This window comes from Heyndrickxia sp. MSNUG (assembly GCF_049532715.1).
In the GTDB taxonomy this organism is placed as follows: domain Bacteria; phylum Bacillota; class Bacilli; order Bacillales; family Cytobacillaceae; genus Mesobacillus.
The window spans coordinates 1254465-1270629 of record NZ_CP150978.1 but is presented as its reverse complement, the minus strand read 5'-3'; the positions used below and the strand labels follow the sequence as shown (position 1 = coordinate 1270629).

Genomic DNA, 16165 nt, shown 5'->3' with positions numbered 1-16165 from the left:
ACTATTTTACCAATTGCAATGCTCTGCAGCAGACATGAGCCTATCTGCTAAGCTTTGAGGCAGAATACTCATGTACAAAAGCGGTCAACTTTTTCAACGTCTCTGGGTTCACTGAAGGGAAAACTCCATGTCCGAGGTTAAAAATATAGCCAGGCTGTGTCATTCCCTGATCTAGGATTGCTTTTGCTCTTTCTTCAATTACTTCCCATGGAGCAAGCAGAATTGCAGGATCAAGATTTCCCATGACTGTTTTCTGGATTCCAAGCTCACGGGCTTCGCTAATTTGTAAACGCCAATCAAGACCTACTACATCAAGCGGAAGGTCATTCCACTCTAAAGCGAGATGACTTGCACCTACCCCAAACATGATAAGAGGTACATTTTCTTCCTTTAAAGAGGAGAAAATCCTGTTCATTACTGGTTTAATAAATGTGCGATAATCATGGACGTTAAGCGCACCTACCCATGAATCAAAGATCTGGATTGCTTTTACCCCTGCTTTGATTTGGGATTTCACATATGTAATCACCATATCGCCTAGCTTGTCCATTAGAGCGAACCAAGCTTCAGGCTGTGCGTACATGAAAGCTTTTGTCTTGTTATAATTCTTCGAAGGACCGCCTTCAATCATATAGCTTGCTAATGTAAACGGAGCACCTGAGAAACCAATCAAAGGTACAGATAATTGTTCCTGTGTTAGCAGCTTGATGGTATCGAGAACGTAAGGAATATCTGATTCAGGATTGATTTGGCCTAAATTTTCAACATCAGCAAGTGATGTGACCGGGTTAGCAATAACTGGACCTATTCCTGTTTTAATTTCTACATCTACTCCCATAGCAGGAAGAGGTGTCATGATATCCTTATAAAGAATCGCCGCGTCCACGCCATATTGTTCAACTGGCAGCCGCGTAACATAAGCGCAAAGCTCAGGCTGGTGTGTGATTTCAAATAGTGAATACTTTTCTTTGATTGCTCTATATTCAGGCTGTGATCTGCCAGCCTGCCTCATATACCAGACAGGAACATAATCTGTTTGCTCTCCTCTGGCTGCTTTTAGAAATGTATCGTTGATTGTTTTGCTCATTAGGGGAAGTCCACCTTTCAGTAATGTCTGTCTTCCATTGTAATATAAATAGATTAAAATAAAAAACACCATTTTTTCGCTATATACACTATATCCTTTTTAATAGCCAATTTCATAGAAGACGCTCGAAAATGTCGAAAAATTGACGAATTTATTGTTTTAGGTTATTAATATGTTCGTTTTTTTATATTCTGCTGTTGATTTCAAGCATCTGTTGATTGGAGCTGAAGTCAACAGACCATTTTAATAAAGATAAATTTAAGGCTCTGTTAAACAAGGCTGTTGATTTTCGTTCCAGGCGCTTCGCTTTCCGCGGGGCGCTGAGCCTCCTCGTCACTTTCACTCCTGCGGGGTCTCACCTGACCAGCTACGCCCGGAGGATTCTACGCGCCCTACCACTACAATCAACAGAGTTTAAATGACAACTTTTAGCTATAACGGAGCCAAATTTAAAAAAGCATTCATAATTAGGTTTAGTTCCTTCAAATTAGTATAATTACAATATTGAATGTATTTTATTAATGAGGTGAAAAAAGATGAATGTGTATATAGCTTCTGGCACAGCAGATTATTTGACGAAATTGAAAGAGCAGCATCCTGAAGAGACTCTTGTTTTAATGAACAATAGTGAATCAGCCATCCTTGTCCACGAGACAAATGGAGCAAGCTTGTTCAATGAGCCAAGAAAATATGAAGTGATTGATACCGCTGGTTCACTTGACCAGCCTGGTTTCTCCGTTTTCAACAATATACCGGTTACTGACGAAGGACGCCCTCTATTCGAGAACCGCTTTTTAAACAGGCCGAGGCTGATTGAGAACGAACCAGGTTTTAAAGCCATTCGTGTCCTTCGCCCAGTGTCATCTAATACTTATATTATTTTAACTGTATGGGAAAATGAAGGAGCATTCGAAAATTGGCAAAAATCGAAGGCATATGATCATGCTCACAAAAACCGCGGAACAGAAGCCGGCATCGATAACGCAAAACCGCACATTTTCGAAAGCGCTTCGTATGTCTCGAAGTATTATATTGGAGAATAGTAAATGGGAGGCGTAAGCTGCCTCCCATTTACTATGGATTCTTCACTAACCCATTCCTATTCGCATATACGGCAGCCTGTGTTCTGTCTGAAATCCCTAGTTTACCAAGTATATTTGAGACATGAGTCTTTACGGTTTTTACTCCTATATAAAGTTCTTCACTGATTTGCTGGTTTGTCATCCCTTCTCCAATACACTTCAGCACATCAAGCTCGCGTTCTGTCAGTTCACTGTGTGGTTTTCGATCCTGGCTTCTTAGCCTGTTCATCATCCGGTTCGCTACCTTTGGCTCAATCACAGGTTCACCTTTTGCAGCTTTCTCAATCGCGCTGATAATTTCAGCCGCTGTAGCAGTTTTCAGCATATAACTGAAAGCACCAGCTTCAATGGCTGGAAAGACCTGCTCGTCGTCATAAAAGCTTGTAATGATGATGACTTTGCATTCAGGGCAGAAGCTCAAGATTTCCCTCGTCGCGTCGATACCAGTACCACTTTCCATTAAGAGATCCATTAATACTACATCCGGCAATGTTTCTTTTACAAGTGCTACGGCTTTTTTGCCGCTGTCTGCTTCCCCGACAATCTCGATTTCCGGTTCTGTCGCTAAATAGGATAATATGCCTTTGCGCACCATCTCATGATCATCTACTACAGCAACTCTTATTTTCCCCACTACTCTTCCCTCCTCATAGCCGGTATCCGAATATCAATATATGTTCCTTCTTTTTCTTTTGACCTGATGTTATATGTACCGCCGATTTGTTCACATCGTTCTCGCATTGTCTTTAACCCATAAGACGCCATCCGTTCGTTATGGATGTTAAAACCTTTCCCATTGTCGCCAATGAATAAATGAATATAGCGATCTTCTTCAGACAGTACCAGCTTTACCTTAGAGGCATCTGCATGCCTAAGAATGTTTGAAAGAGCTTCCTGCACAATCCGAAAAATATGCTCTTCTCCAGCTTTGGATAGATTTTCAATTTCATCGACGCTTGCTTCAAAATTCAGGCTTGTTTTTTGCTTAAGCTCCTGAATCAGCTTGACAATGCCATCGCAAAGACTCTCCCCACTCAATTGGACTGGCCGTAAATGGAGGAGCAAAGCACGCATTTCTCCCTGAGCTTTAACTGCAATCTCTGATATTTGCTCCAATTGCTGCTTTGCCTTCTCCGGATTTTGTTCAAATAATCGCAGTGAGGCTGAAGACATCATACTTAGCGCAAACAGCTGCTGGCTTACTACATCATGAAGATCCCTTGCAAGGCGCTGTCTTTCTTCCATAATTGCAGCCGCCCTAGCTGTTTGTGAAAGCTCTGTTTTCTCCTCGGCAAGTCTCTGCAGAGATTGAACCTGTTCTTGAAAATGTTCCGATAGCTGATTGAGCTCTTCAGAGATTAATCCTATTTCATCCTTTTCATAGGTAATAATTCTTTCACTGAATTTCCCTCTTCGAAGTGTCGTGACGAATAATAAGATATCCCCAAGCCTGCCTTTAATTAAATAACTTCCTCTAAGTCCGAAGTACAGACCGGCAGAAGCCAATATAATGAAACAATAAAGCCACAGCCAAAAAGTCATTTTTGTTGTCAGTCCGCTATGTGGTTCTATATATAAGTAGATTTGCATTCCTATAAAAAGAACGAGTGAAGAGATGAAGGCCATCATCAAAAAAGTCTGGATAAACCAAAACCGGATACTGGACATTTGCTTCATATTCTTCCTCCTATACCCGGTCAATTCGAATCGACCCTACCTTGAGCTCTACGGTTATTTTCAATTTCCTTACAGCTTCATCATAGTTATCGGACTTATATGTGATCACATGTTTTATTTGATCTGGTGCATAATCAAAAACCTTGCATTCTCCAACGTTCACAGCAGCATAGATCATTACCGGGACATCTTCTGGAATGATCATTTTTACATCACCAATCCAGCCCTTCACTTTGACTGGTGTTTCCTTTTCAGGTATGAATCCCTTGCTGAAATCCATAAAATAATCCCCGACCATATTGAACAAATCGATTGGCTCTACTGCCCAGTTTTGCTTCTTGAAATTTACATCCCCAACCGATATTCCCTTGATTCTTTTTATAGAAGCAGAATCATGATACCCCGCAGTATCTTCATCCTCTTTTTCTAAAGGAAAATCTGTATTAAAACTGACTTTCATTTTGTTCTTATTAAAAAGCATACTAATTCCAAAATAGGTCAACAATACTGGCCACAGCTTCCAAACATCAAGAAATTGGAATGCTAACATACCTAATCGATCGAGAATCAGCAGCCCAGAAAAAATAAGAAGAAATGAACTCCAGCCAAAATGCCGTTTTTTACGCATCAGGGAATTTATTAATTCAACACAGCCGTACACAAACAATACAAAAGGATAGGAAACGACAAATAGCTCTTTTATTTCCAAGGAAATGACACCAATATTAACCAATAAAAGAATAATACCTAGACCAGATAATAATACGGCAAACGCCACCTGATTCATTGAACGATTTTGCAACTGCATTCCCTTCTTTCTTCCTATCCTAATCTCTTATTCTTTTTCGAAGGAAAAAATCCCTCTTTTCCTTTTTATTTTGGCTCCCTGTTAAACTCAAATAATCAAAACTCATTCTTTATTTTAAAGGATGAATGGCTGTTTTTCGCCCCGCCTGAGACAGTGTTGTCCTCCGTCTAGAGACTGAAAAAAAATAATATTCCATCCTTCTCACAACTTTAATTGTTCATCATATCCTGTAGTACTCAATTAGGGAATTTGCCCATTAAGAAGAGAGGCAAATTCCATTACTTATACTGAGAAAGGAGAATGGTTGTATGGCTATAGAGTTAACAGCACTTCATTGGATATATGTTTTATTTATTTTCTTGATCATTGGATTTATGGTCATGAAACGAGATACATCATTCATATCCATCATCGGAATTTTTTTATTAGCCGTTGTTGCGACAGGATCCTTAAGCGGATCGGTTAGCAGTATTTTCAATAGCTTCATATATGCAATAACCGAGCTATTGCCCACTATTCTTGTCATTTCGATTATTGTGGCCATGAGCCGCACATTGACGGTGACAGGAATAAACGATGCGATGATCTCACCTTTCGCCAAACTGATTCGGACACCTGCACTTGCTTATTGGACGATTGGTATTTTAATGATGGTGATTTCCTGGTTTTTCTGGCCATCACCTGCTGTTGCCTTAATGGGTGCGGTCCTGCTGCCAGTAGCAGTAAGGGTTGGTCTGCCCGCACTCGGTGTAGCCGTTGCAATGAACCTATTCGGTCATGGCATAGCGCTTTCCGGCGATTTCGTCATCCAGGCTGCACCAAAATTGACTGCCGATGCAGCTGGCATTCCGGTCGGCTCTGTCGTGCAAGCAAGTATCCCGCTCGTTATTGTAATGGGTGTGGTGACCACCATTACAGCTTTCTATTTATTAAAAAGAGATATGAAGAACGGCAAACTCAAGAGTGGAGAAACAATAGAATCAGAGATTGTAAATACAAGTGATCCTAATCTGCTTTCTGCTGGCGCCAAAAAGTTTTTCGCATTGCTGATCCCACTACTGTTTGCTGCAGATGTAGCAGCTATGTCCATCCTCGACCTTCAAGGAGGTGACGCCACTGCACTTATTGGAGGTACGTCCATTTTCATCCTGCTGCTCATTTCGCTTGCAGCCCACAAAAACAATGGCCTTGAAAAAACCACTAGCTATCTTATTGAGGGGTTCCAATTTGGCTTCAAGGTTTTTGGACCCGTCATTCCGATTGCTGCCTTCTTCTATCTTGGAGATTCCGGATTTACCAAAATCATTGGAGAATTTCTCCCTAAAACTTCACAAGGGATCGTAAATGATTTAGGAGTGGCTTTAGCTCACATCGTTCCATTGAACGCTGAAGTGGGGGCTGTTACACTGACTGCTGTCGGCGCGATCACGGGACTTGATGGTTCTGGTTTCTCCGGGATTTCACTCGCCGGATCTGTTGCCTCCATTTTCTCGACTGCAATAGGTGCAGGAGCTGCGACCCTTACAGCTCTAGGCCAAATTGCTGCCATATGGGTTGGCGGAGGCACCCTCGTCCCATGGGCCCTGATTCCTGCAGCAGCTATTTGCGGGGTCGATCCATTTGAATTAGCCAGAAGGAACCTGCTTCCGGTCACCATTGGCCTGATCGTTACCACCATTGTTGCGATGTTCCTCATTTAAAATACTGGAGTCAAGTGACTCTGTTTATATATGAAGCTTCCAATCGGGAAGCTTCTTTTTGCTGAATGAGTGAATAGCTTTATATTAAGATGATATAAATGCTATAATTATTTAAATTATCAAATAACTTTTTTTTACGTGGAGGAGATGAATCAAGTGCAGGATCAGCTGTTTAGCCAAATCGAGAATTTATATCCTGAAATGGTGGAAATCCGCCGCTTTATGCACCAGCATCCAGAATTGTCTTTTCAGGAAGTGAACACAGCAAACTATATTCAATCTTACTACGAAAAACTGGGCGTTGAAGTACGCGGAAATGTCGGAGGGAACGGAGTCGTTGCTAAGATTCATGGCTCAAAGCCCGGGAAAACTGTAGCACTAAGAGCTGACTTTGATGCATTGCCAATTCAAGACGAAAAGGATGTCCCTTACAAGTCACTCGTTCCAGGTGTGATGCATGCATGTGGCCATGATGGACATACTGCCGCATTATTGGTGCTCGCCAAAGTTCTGCACGAGTCTCGGGAAAACCTGCATGGTACATATGTAATGATTCATCAGCATGCTGAGGAATATGCTCCTGGAGGGGCTATTTCAATGATTGAGGATGGCTGCCTGGAAGGTGTAGATGTTATTTTTGGCACACATTTATGGGCTACAGAAACGACTGGAACAATTCAATACCGAATTGGGCCAATCATGGCTGCAGCTGACCGATTCGAAATCGCCATCCAGGGCAAAGGCGGACATGGTGCCCAGCCGCATAAAACGAAAGATGCCATCCTTGCTGGTTCGCAACTAGTGACGAATCTTCAGCAAATCGTGAGCAGACGTGTAAACCCTGTTGATTCTGCAGTTGTAAGCGTTGGCTCCTTCATGGCTGACAATGCTTTTAACGTGATTGCCGATAAAGCAAAGCTCATTGGTACAGTCCGGAGTTTTAATGAAAGTACCAGAGAGTTCATCGCGGCTGAAATAGAAAAAATCATCAACGGAACGTGCCTCTCAATGGACTGTTCCTATGATTACGTCTTTCACAGAGGCTATCCTCCAGTTGTAAACCATGCTGCGGAAACCGAATTCCTGATTGATTGTGCTTCCAAGGTGCCTGAGGTGAAAAAAATTGAAGAAACGGAACCGCAAATGGGCGGTGAAGACTTTGCCTACTATTTGCAGCATGTAAAAGGCACCTTCTTCTTCACCGGAGCAAAACCGCATACAGATGAAGCCTACCCTCATCATCATCCAATGTTCGATTTTGATGAAAAAGCCATGTTGATTGCAGCTAAGACATTATGCTCTGCTGCGATTCACTACCAAACATATGAAAAAGCTCGCCAGGAAAAGCACGAAACTTTGGCCTAAATGCAAACACCCCTGCACGTTACATCTGCGGGGGTGTTTTTAATATCCTCAATCGATAGGCATTCATCGCGGTTTCTCCAAGTTGATCAAGAAGATTATAATTGGCATAGGCACCTACTACAGCCCCGATGCCAGGAATCATTTGCAGCATTTTTACCAAATCAATATAATCTCTGTACTCCTGCTGGAACTCCTGCCAATCGACTTCAACGAGCTGAGCTTTCTTTTCCTCCCAGTTTTCAATCCTCTCAAGTGTTTCCTTTCGTTTTTCATCACTTGAGAAGGCTAGCTGGAATACATAGAGAATGAACAATCTTTCTTCATATGTTGATGGATCATAACCATATATAGATGCTGCATCAAACAAAAATTTCATTTTAATCGATAAAAGCAGAGGAAAGTCCGCCATTCCCAGCAAAATACCACCAGCACCCGTACCAGCCCCTTCAACAGCAGCTGTTTTTCGAAATCCAGCCAGCCTTTTCTGGAGAAGTCCATCCTTTTCTGCCAGTGTCAGACCTGCCCCCTGCTGTTTTTTTGTGGTGATATTTGAGCCAGCGAGCGTTGCCTTCACCATATTTTTAATGCTTTCTGTGAGAATGTAATGGACTTTTTCCGGAATCATCTGGTTGACTTTAGTTTGTGCTTTCTTTGAAGCACGCGCTATAAAACCTGAACGTCTTTTTAATTTCCGTTTCCACTCGAGTACATCTTCGTACACCTTCAGCTCATATTCATTCAACGTTACTACCCCCTAGTTGATTCTACGCCTGAAATAATAAATAGTTTCAAAAAAAATCCATTTCATAAGTGCCGATGCATGAATGAAATGGATTTTGAGTTAGTATGTTATTTGATTTTACCCTTTTAAAAAAGCTACCTAATTTTTATAAAGAACCGCAGGCAGGCTAAGCCTTAAGCAGCTTGCTTTGAATGTAAACAAAGACAAAGAATATTGAAAAAGCACTACCAGCAGCTAATATTATAGCCCCAAACAGCCCTTCACCTTTAAGCAGAACAATTCCTGCAAAAACTGCAGATTGAAAAATCATTATTTTCATCAACAAACTGGTAAATGATTTTTTCCTGGCTGCTTCCGGTACTGGATACAAATTAATCCATAGCTTATTTTGATGATGACTCCATAATGGAAGAAGCTGAAAGCCTGTTAAGTATAAGAATAGGATGGCAATTAATATTTGACCCGGGCCGTATGTGAAAAAGTAAAGCGCCGCTCCGCCAATTGCAGTCAGCCGAACGAGCAAACCAAAATAATCCCCACCCCTTGCAAAGGTCCTTAAATAAAGATGGCTGAAGGTCAAATCCTGTCGATATGGAATTGTCTTGAACAGCCAGTCCAGCCATCTGCGTCGTTTTGTACGATCCCTCAATTTAGGGACATCTGTAAATAAATTCGCAAGCCGGTAAAAGGAATTCATCCGTCTTTCTTCATCTTCTATCAGCTGTTCCCACTTCAGCCCCTTGCTGCTCGTCTGTTTTTTGTAGTAAACATATAGCAAGATCAGCATAATGGCAGGAATGGCTGCGAAAATCAACTGTGCCCCTGAAAAGATGAAGTACAAGAGAACAGCATTGATACAGAAGCGTACCAGGCTATCTGTGATTTTCACGCTTTTCTCAATATTATATTGCACTCGCCATCGAATCAGTAAATTGATCCATTTTAGAAGTACAAGTATACCTAACAGAATGAAAAAGGATTTAAAGCTGGCTCCATGGACTTTTACATGCAGCGGCATGAGTACAGCGAGAATAATCAGTAATAGATAGGACTGTAAACTAAGGCTAAACACGATCGATTTTTTAAAATAATCCGCAAGCCGTGTTTCAAGCGGCAGCAAGAAAATCTTATCAGCCTCTGTCAAAAATGTCTGGATTGGACTGTAGGTGAGTACTACAGCCAGCACAATAGCCATAATCCAAGCTGCCGGAAAGTCTTGCTCTAGAGTCTTAATCCACTCTTGATAATAAAATGCTGCCGATCCAATCAGAAACAGAAGGACCACTACAAGGTGTCCATTAAAAATATACCGTAGATAACTTCCCGTCTCTTTTGTGAATGAGGTGAAGCGTTCCTGCCATAAAGTCTGCGGATTAAACATAGTCTTCTTCCTTCGTCAGCTGGATATACAGGTCGTCCAACGTGGCACCTGGCATGGAAAATTGGCCGCGCAGCTCATCGAGTGTTCCCAACGCCCTCACCTCACCATTATGGAGAATGACAAAACGGTCACAATATCTTTCCGCAGTTGCCAGGATGTGGGTGGACATCAAAATGCCTGCACCGCTTTCTTTCATTCGATTCATTAGATCAAGTAGAGACTGAATTCCAAGCGGGTCAAGGCCTACAAAAGGTTCATCTACTATATAAAGAGATGGCTGAACAAGGAATGCGCACATGATCATTACCTTTTGTTTCATGCCTTTTGAGAAATGAGCAGGAAACCATTTAAGCCTCTTGCTCATTCTAAATTCTTTCAAAAGTGCTTCGATTCGCTGTTTGTATACTTTTTCCTCAAGTCCGTAGGCCATTGCAGTCATTTTAAGATGTTCTTCTAAAGTCAACTCATCGTATAGAATGGGTGTCTCTGGAACGAACGTAAATTGTCTTCTGTATTCCTCTCGATTTTCAATGAACGTTTTTCCATTTATCTTAATGTCACCCTGGTGCGGCTCCATAAGACCGATTACATGTTTAATCGTTGTACTTTTCCCCGCTCCGTTCAGTCCGATCAATCCCACAATTTCGTTTGGATTCACCGTAAAGCTTACATTTTTTAAAACCGGATTCCTAGTATATCCCCCGGTTACCTGATTGATTTCCAATAATGACATCGCAAACGCCCTTCCAATCGTATTTCCTGTACATATATTTTAACAAATCCAAAAGGTTTAGGAAAACCTGCAACATTTCTTAAAACTTTTTTTGCATATTCCCTGTTAATCCGGGCATCATAATCTTTGAAGGGGCAACAAGTAATCAATCGAAATGAGGTGTCTGTAAAAGACATATTGTTCGATTTATAAAACACACTGATTTCAACGTTCAAATAAGGGGATGGTTGCATTGCGCTACGTAAATGTTAACCCAGCCGTTCAGTAACATCACTCCACATTTTGAAATGAGGTGTGTGTCGCAGATCACTTCTCCGCTTTATAAGTTGTGAAACCTACTAAAGCAGACAGGGGATGGTCCGATTGAACCAGGTATTGAATAACCCATCATTTATCTAAATTCAAATTGAATTTTAAATGAGGTGTTTATCAAAGGTATGCCTGCTGAGAACGTAAATGAACAGTAGTTAGTTCCCCTTCAGGGACAGGATTCCATGCGGATCCTGTCCTTCTTATTTTTTTGCTCTGTTAAACAATGCTGTTGATTTTCGTTCCAGGCGCTTCGCTTTCCGCGGGGCTGGCGCTGAGCCTCCTCGTTGCAGGCTCTGTGGGGTCTCACCTGTCCAGCTGCGTCCGCAGGACACTGAATAGCTTCCTCGAAACAGTCCACGCACGATGGAAATGCGTTAACATTTTCGTAGGAGTACGCGCCTTCCACTACAATCAACAGGTTTTATAACAATAGTGAGCTTTTACAACGCCATTTCTTTAAATTCTTTGGCAAAATATGATAAAATACCATAAACATGTCCGAAAAACTTGAGAAACTTGATAAGCCGCATGTTAGTTTGGACAGACGCAAGCGGCTAAGTGCTCGAGCAGGAACCATTTATTATTTAGGAAGGATGAATATGATGAGTGATTGTATTTTTTGCAAAATTATCAATGGAGAAATTCCTTCGGCTAAGGTATATGAGGATGAAAATGTACTCGCCTTCCTTGATATCAGTCAGGTAACAAAGGGACATACGCTAGTCATTCCCAAAGTACATAAAGAAAACGTATTTGCCTTAAGTGATGAAATTGCAGCTAATGTATTCTCCGCCGTACCAAAAGTGGCAAATGCTATCAAAGCCGCTTATGATCCAATTGGATTGAATGTACTCCAAAATAATGGTGAAGCTGCCGGGCAATCTGTCTTTCACTTCCACATGCATTTGATTCCACGCTATGGAAAAGGCGATGGTTTTGGGGCTGTCTGGAAGACTCATCAGGAAGAATATACTTCTGACGATTACAAGAAAATCGCTGCTGAAATTAACAGCAACATCTAAACTTCCGCTTTGCGGAAGTTTTTTCTTTTTCAACTCCCTTTGACCAAGAACCTTCTTTGATGATTATTTTTTCCTCGGTCAAATCAATTCCCTGCTTCTCTAGCCTTTTCGTTGTTGCTTATTTCCCCTGAGATGAAACCAATTTTTGCTTCAACAGTCTTCCTTGCTGCTCATTTCCTCAACCATGGTGATTTTGTGCTGCAATAGCCAAAATTAGCATTCATGCATTTTATTTTAATTTTTCTGAAAACATTAGAAATCTGATTCTATTTCTGGTAGCATGAGTATAACTTTAACTCTTTAGTGAAGTACCGTATTTTGAATTTGGGGGGATTAAGTTGAAGCGTGCATTTAACTTTAATGCTGGACCTGCTGCATTGCCTGAAGCTGTATTGGCTAAGGCAGAAAAGGAGATGATGAATTACCAGGGCAGCGGCATGGCAGTCATGGAATTAAGCCACCGCAGCAAAGAATTTGAAGAGATCAATGACCGCACTAAAAAATTGCTTAGCAAGCTTTTAGACATTCCTGCTGATTATGAAATCCTATTTTTACAGGGAGGTGCCAGCCTGCAGTTTTCCATGATTCCGATGAATCTTCTTGAAAGCGGGAGTACGGCGGACTATGTCCTTACGGGGACATGGTCAGAAAAAGCATACGAAGAAGCACTGAAAATTGGAAAAGCTGAAGTGGCAGCCTCTTCAAAGGAAAAAAGCTACAAATCAATCCCCACTATTCATGAAATCAACTTAAAAGACGATGCTGCTTATTTGCACATTACTACGAACAATACAATTTTTGGAACACAGTGGCATTCCATTCCTGACGGTTTGTCAGTACCGCTTATCGCGGATATGTCCAGTGATATACTGAGCAGGCCACTTACGATTTCATCCTATGGGCTGATTTATGCCGGTGCACAGAAAAATCTTGGTCCATCAGGTGTCACTGTCGTCATTATCCATAAAGATCTGCTGAAGCGTTCCGGCAAGAACCTGCCTGCCATGCTGAATTATCAGGTTCACGCTACTTCAAAGTCACTTTATAACACTCCGCCAACTTTGTCTGTTTACTTTCTGATGCTAGTCCTTGAATGGGCGGAATCTTTAGGAGGAGTGACCGAGCTTGAAAAACTGAACAAGAAGAAAGCCGGACTGCTATACGATGCCATAGACAATAGTGATGGATTTTATAAAGGCCATGCTGAAAAAGACAGCCGTTCTCTTATGAATGTCACTTTCACTTTAGAAAATGATGATTTAACAACTTCCTTCCTGCATGAAGCGGCTGAAACAGGATTTATCGGACTCGCCGGACACCGGTCTGTAGGCGGCTGCCGCGCGTCTATTTATAACGCTGTCCCACTCGACCATGTAGAAAAATTGGCAAACTTCATGAACAGCTTCAGACAAAGAAATTAGCCTATCGCCACTTATGACACATTAACGCATTACCTCACTGGGGGTCTGACCCCCAGCGCTTTAAAGTGGTGAATTATCTTTTTGCTTTACTGTAATTGCATTTGTGTTATAATTGTACCAAGCTTTTCGCTGCAGGCACGAGAGCACTGCAGGAGAAGTACTAGTTAGCTAGAATAGCAGAGGAGAGATGAGAATTGAATACGAAGAATCTTGTAGCATTGTCACTTTTAGTGGGAATGGGGGCAGTTTTGCACGCGATTGTGCCTGGTTTTTTCCTAGGAATGAAGCCGGATATGATGCTCACCATGATGTTCCTGGGAATTATTTTATTCCCTGACAAAAAAAGTGTTTTATTAGTTGGAGCTGTGACTGGACTTATATCTGGATTGACAACTACTTTCCCTGGCGGCATGGTTCCAAACATAATCGATAAACCTGTAACAGCGTTTGTCTTTTTCGGAATCCTGTTGTTGATGAAACGTTATCAAACTTCTATTTATACTGTAGCTGCCTTAACAGCCGTAGGCACCATTGTTTCCGGAATCGTTTTCCTTGGTTCTGCCTACTATCTGGTTGGACTTCCTGGACCGTTCACCGCATTATTTGCAGCGGTAGTGCTTCCAGCAGCGGCATTCAATACAGTATTCATGGCGATCCTTTATCCAGTTGCCACAAGCATTTTCAAGAGAGCTAAACTTGCAGAAGTAAATTAATGTGAAAAGCCCCTGTTCCCAACAGAACAGGGGCTTTATTTATTTATCGTTGTTATCTTAAATTCTTTATTAAGATCCCTTCCCTATTGTTTTGCGATGATTGGTTCTTTTACGAATGTTTTTTATAGATGAATGAGCACAAATAAACATTCTAATGAAATGAATAAAAGATAATCCCTATTAATAATAAGACTGCTCCTCCGCCTGCAAGTGAACGTGCTCTTTTTCGCAACAGCACCTTTGGAGGATACATTCTCGGTTTATTTAATGCAAGGAGGTTATGGATTGCCCCGGCAAACATAGCAAAGCTGACGAGAAATACCACACTGATAAAAATCCCCATTCCTCTCCTCTCCTTCCTGAACCGCATTCCCTTAATTATCTTTATGCCGGTTAATTTAAGGCTATGAGGCACAAAACGGTTTAATTAATCAATTTTAGGAAATTAAATAAACAAGAAGAGAGGAAAAAAGGAATCTCCATCCTTTTGAAGAACATATTAAGAAAGACTAACGAGGTGGAAAAATATGAATACAAAATCATTATTAATGGGATTCTTGGTTGGAGGAGTTGCAGCCGGAGTAGCTACCCTTCTTACAGCCCCCAATCCCGGATATCAAACACGGGGAATCCTTAAGGCTAACAAAGATGAATTTATCGGCTCAATTAAAGATGTGAAGGATGCCGCAATAGAGCTGAAGGATTCGGTTGCTTATGCTTCTAAGGAAGGGAAAACAGTTATCCAATCATTCGTAACAGATGTTAAAACTGCAATATATAAATGGCAGCTTCATACTGAAGTAAATAAAAATGAGCTTCAGAAAGATGTCATGGAGCTTGAAGAAACAATCAAGGAGCTTGAAACAGAACTAGCTGCTTCAAATCCAAAATAAATCCTGAAGATCCTTCCCAATTTATTATTTTTTCCAACTGGGAAGGATTTTCCTTTTACATACAGAAAGATATATTATGCAAATGGCGTTTTTATTATGACAAATAAAAATTTCCTCTAAAACAACCCGACTTTAGATGGAATTTAACAAATTCAAAAAATTTTGTAAATTTATATCTTTATTAATTTTTGTTTTATTGGCATAATGAAAATAGAAAGAATAATAAAGTAGGTGAATATGAGAATGGCAGATAAAAACTATTCAATGAAAGAAGCAATGATGTTTAGCCAGAGAATTGCACAGTTAAGCAAAGCGCTTTGGAAGTCGGTTGAGAAAGATTGGCAGCAATGGATCAAACCATTCGACCTTAATATTAATGAGCACCATATATTATGGATTGCTTATCACTTGAATGGAGCATCAATTTCAGATGTGGCAAAATTCGGGGTTATGCATGTTTCCACAGCCTTCAATTTCTCGAAAAAGCTTGAGGAACGGGGATATTTAAAGTTCTCGAAGAAGGAAAGCGATAAGAGGAACACTTACATCCAGTTAACAGAACAGGGCGAAGCTATTTTACTGGCCTTAATGGAAAACTATGAACCTGATAAAAACGCTGTCTTTTCTGGCGCCATGCCTTTGAAGGAGCTCTACGGGAAATTTCCGGATATCATCGAAATTATGGCTATCGTCAGAAATATCTACGGAGATGATTTTATGGAAATCTTCGAAAAGTCTTTTTCAAATATAGACAACAAATTTACCGATGCAGATGGCACACTCAAGAAAATAGATCCAGCCGAAAAGGAGTACGCTTAATTTCCAATATACTTTCTTAACTCCGACATAAGAGGAAGGAATAACCCCTGTGACTCACAAGCTTTGATTACTTCCTCTGGCTGCAGTTTCGGCTGGACAACAGTTGAAAACTTCTTATAAAGCGGATGAAAATACATAAATCCCTCCGCTTTTTGTTCTTCCAGTTGCATGCTCATTTTCTCACAAGCCTCAAGAATATTTGCTACTTCCTGCTGGGTTAATCCTCTTTCAATAATCAGCCGGTAAAAATGTTCCTTTGAGCCAGTAACCATTTTCAAGAGCAATTTTTGATGGAATTCGAGCATATTAAGTTTTTCTATGATTTTTCCGTAATCCATTTTGCCTTCCCCTTCAATCCTCTTATAACTTTATACTACCCGAGTGCACCTGATGCTGCAATTACAAGACAG

General features: G+C 41.0%; 17 protein-coding genes. 8 read left to right on the top strand and 9 right to left on the bottom strand.

What is annotated here, in order from left to right; translation table 11 throughout:
• Positions 1-40 precede the first annotated feature (40 nt).
• A complete protein-coding gene (hemE, locus tag AABM38_RS06270; protein ID WP_423409618.1) occupies positions 41-1087 on the bottom strand; it encodes a uroporphyrinogen decarboxylase in 1047 nt (348 codons plus the stop codon).
• Positions 1088-1623: 536 nt separating this feature from the next.
• Here hemE and AABM38_RS06265 point away from each other — a divergent pair.
• Positions 1624-2130 (top strand): antibiotic biosynthesis monooxygenase family protein, encoded by a 507-nt coding sequence (locus AABM38_RS06265; protein WP_423409617.1) that lies wholly within the window; start codon positions 1624-1626, stop codon positions 2128-2130.
• A 31-nt stretch (positions 2131-2161) separates the two neighbouring features.
• Here the strand turns inward: AABM38_RS06265 and AABM38_RS06260 are convergent, their stop codons facing one another.
• The 3 genes from AABM38_RS06260 to liaF are packed head-to-tail and all read right to left on the bottom strand — an operon-like array spanning position 2162 to position 4654.
• Positions 2162-2764, bottom strand: coding sequence for a LuxR C-terminal-related transcriptional regulator (locus AABM38_RS06260; protein ID WP_423410676.1), 603 nt, complete (start codon positions 2762-2764; stop codon positions 2162-2164).
• 38 nt (positions 2765-2802) lie between these two features.
• Positions 2803-3846, bottom strand: coding sequence for a sensor histidine kinase (locus tag AABM38_RS06255; RefSeq protein WP_423409616.1), 1044 nt, complete (start codon positions 3844-3846; stop codon positions 2803-2805).
• Positions 3847-3856: 10 nt separating this feature from the next.
• Positions 3857-4654 carry a cell wall-active antibiotics response protein LiaF gene (gene liaF / locus AABM38_RS06250; RefSeq protein WP_423409615.1) on the bottom strand — a complete coding sequence of 266 codons (798 nt, stop codon included), beginning with the start codon at positions 4652-4654 and terminating at the stop codon, positions 3857-3859.
• 308 nt (positions 4655-4962) lie between these two features.
• Between liaF and AABM38_RS06245 the strand changes: the two genes are divergently transcribed.
• Together AABM38_RS06245 and AABM38_RS06240 are read left to right on the top strand one after the other, a co-directional pair.
• Positions 4963-6354 (top strand): hypothetical protein, encoded by a 1392-nt coding sequence (locus tag AABM38_RS06245; RefSeq protein ID WP_423409614.1) that lies wholly within the window; start codon positions 4963-4965, stop codon positions 6352-6354.
• 201 nt (positions 6355-6555) lie between these two features.
• Positions 6556-7719, top strand: a complete 1164-nt coding sequence (locus AABM38_RS06240) for a M20 family metallopeptidase (protein ID WP_423410675.1) — start codon at positions 6556-6558, stop codon at positions 7717-7719.
• 19 nt (positions 7720-7738) lie between these two features.
• Here AABM38_RS06240 and AABM38_RS06235 read toward each other — a convergent pair whose 3' ends face one another.
• From AABM38_RS06235 to AABM38_RS06225, 3 genes are all read right to left on the bottom strand, one after another.
• Positions 7739-8461 carry an EcsC family protein gene (locus AABM38_RS06235; RefSeq protein WP_423409613.1) on the bottom strand — a complete coding sequence of 241 codons (723 nt, stop codon included), beginning with the start codon at positions 8459-8461 and terminating at the stop codon, positions 7739-7741.
• Between the two features lie 166 nt (positions 8462-8627).
• The gene (locus AABM38_RS06230) at positions 8628-9842 is read right to left on the bottom strand and encodes an ABC transporter permease (protein WP_423409612.1); all 1215 of its coding nucleotides are present in this window, start codon (positions 9840-9842) and stop codon (positions 8628-8630) included.
• Complete coding sequence (locus AABM38_RS06225) at positions 9835-10575, bottom strand: ABC transporter ATP-binding protein (protein WP_423409611.1); 741 nt, start codon at positions 10573-10575, stop codon at positions 9835-9837. The genes AABM38_RS06230 and AABM38_RS06225 overlap by 8 nt, the downstream gene beginning before the upstream one ends.
• Positions 10576-11489: 914 nt before the next feature.
• Between AABM38_RS06225 and AABM38_RS06220 the strand changes: the two genes are divergently transcribed.
• From AABM38_RS06220 to AABM38_RS06210, 3 genes are all read left to right on the top strand, one after another.
• Entirely contained in the window at positions 11490-11909 is a 420-nt protein-coding gene (locus tag AABM38_RS06220; protein WP_423410674.1) for an HIT family protein, read from the top strand.
• Positions 11910-12247: 338 nt separating this feature from the next.
• Entirely contained in the window at positions 12248-13330 is a 1083-nt protein-coding gene (serC, locus tag AABM38_RS06215) for a 3-phosphoserine/phosphohydroxythreonine transaminase (protein ID WP_423409610.1), read from the top strand.
• Positions 13331-13524: 194 nt separating this feature from the next.
• Positions 13525-14043 (top strand): tryptophan transporter, encoded by a 519-nt coding sequence (locus tag AABM38_RS06210; RefSeq protein WP_423409609.1) that lies wholly within the window; start codon positions 13525-13527, stop codon positions 14041-14043.
• Between the two features lie 151 nt (positions 14044-14194).
• Here AABM38_RS06210 and AABM38_RS06205 read toward each other — a convergent pair whose 3' ends face one another.
• A complete protein-coding gene (locus AABM38_RS06205; protein ID WP_423409608.1) occupies positions 14195-14386 on the bottom strand; it encodes a hypothetical protein in 192 nt (63 codons plus the stop codon).
• A 184-nt stretch (positions 14387-14570) separates the two neighbouring features.
• Between AABM38_RS06205 and AABM38_RS06200 the strand changes: the two genes are divergently transcribed.
• Together AABM38_RS06200 and AABM38_RS06195 are read left to right on the top strand one after the other, a co-directional pair.
• Positions 14571-14936 (top strand): YtxH domain-containing protein, encoded by a 366-nt coding sequence (locus tag AABM38_RS06200; protein WP_423409607.1) that lies wholly within the window; start codon positions 14571-14573, stop codon positions 14934-14936.
• A 243-nt stretch (positions 14937-15179) separates the two neighbouring features.
• On the top strand, positions 15180-15755 hold the full coding sequence (locus AABM38_RS06195) for an HTH-type transcriptional regulator Hpr (protein WP_423409606.1): 576 nt from the start codon (positions 15180-15182) through the stop codon (positions 15753-15755).
• Here the strand turns inward: AABM38_RS06195 and AABM38_RS06190 are convergent.
• Positions 15752-16093: a DUF1878 family protein gene (locus AABM38_RS06190; protein ID WP_423409605.1), complete on the bottom strand. Its 342-nt coding sequence runs from the start codon at positions 16091-16093 to the stop codon at positions 15752-15754. The genes AABM38_RS06195 and AABM38_RS06190 overlap by 4 nt on opposite strands.
• Positions 16094-16165: the final 72 nt, after the last annotated feature.

Bases quoted from the DNA above. Each gene is read 5' to 3' on its own strand.
- hemE (WP_423409618.1), bottom strand. From the start codon at position 1,087: ATGAGCAAAACAATCAACGATACATTTCTAAAAGCAGCCAGAGGAGAG.
- AABM38_RS06225 (WP_423409611.1), bottom strand. From the start codon at position 10,575: ATGTCATTATTGGAAATCAATCAGGTAACCGGGGGATATACTAGGAAT.
- AABM38_RS06200 (WP_423409607.1), top strand. From the start codon at position 14,571: ATGAATACAAAATCATTATTAATGGGATTCTTGGTTGGAGGAGTTGCA.
- AABM38_RS06265 (WP_423409617.1), top strand. From the start codon at position 1,624: ATGAATGTGTATATAGCTTCTGGCACAGCAGATTATTTGACGAAATTG.
- AABM38_RS06255 (WP_423409616.1), bottom strand. From the start codon at position 3,846: ATGAAGCAAATGTCCAGTATCCGGTTTTGGTTTATCCAGACTTTTTTG.
- AABM38_RS06245 (WP_423409614.1), top strand. From the start codon at position 4,963: ATGGCTATAGAGTTAACAGCACTTCATTGGATATATGTTTTATTTATT.
- AABM38_RS06190 (WP_423409605.1), bottom strand. From the start codon at position 16,093: ATGGATTACGGAAAAATCATAGAAAAACTTAATATGCTCGAATTCCAT.
- liaF (WP_423409615.1), bottom strand. From the start codon at position 4,654: ATGCAGTTGCAAAATCGTTCAATGAATCAGGTGGCGTTTGCCGTATTA.
- AABM38_RS06240 (WP_423410675.1), top strand. From the start codon at position 6,556: ATGGTGGAAATCCGCCGCTTTATGCACCAGCATCCAGAATTGTCTTTT.
- AABM38_RS06260 (WP_423410676.1), bottom strand. From the start codon at position 2,764: ATGGTGCGCAAAGGCATATTATCCTATTTAGCGACAGAACCGGAAATC.
- AABM38_RS06220 (WP_423410674.1), top strand. From the start codon at position 11,490: ATGAGTGATTGTATTTTTTGCAAAATTATCAATGGAGAAATTCCTTCG.
- AABM38_RS06205 (WP_423409608.1), bottom strand. From the start codon at position 14,386: ATGGGGATTTTTATCAGTGTGGTATTTCTCGTCAGCTTTGCTATGTTT.
- AABM38_RS06195 (WP_423409606.1), top strand. From the start codon at position 15,180: ATGGCAGATAAAAACTATTCAATGAAAGAAGCAATGATGTTTAGCCAG.
- AABM38_RS06230 (WP_423409612.1), bottom strand. From the start codon at position 9,842: ATGTTTAATCCGCAGACTTTATGGCAGGAACGCTTCACCTCATTCACA.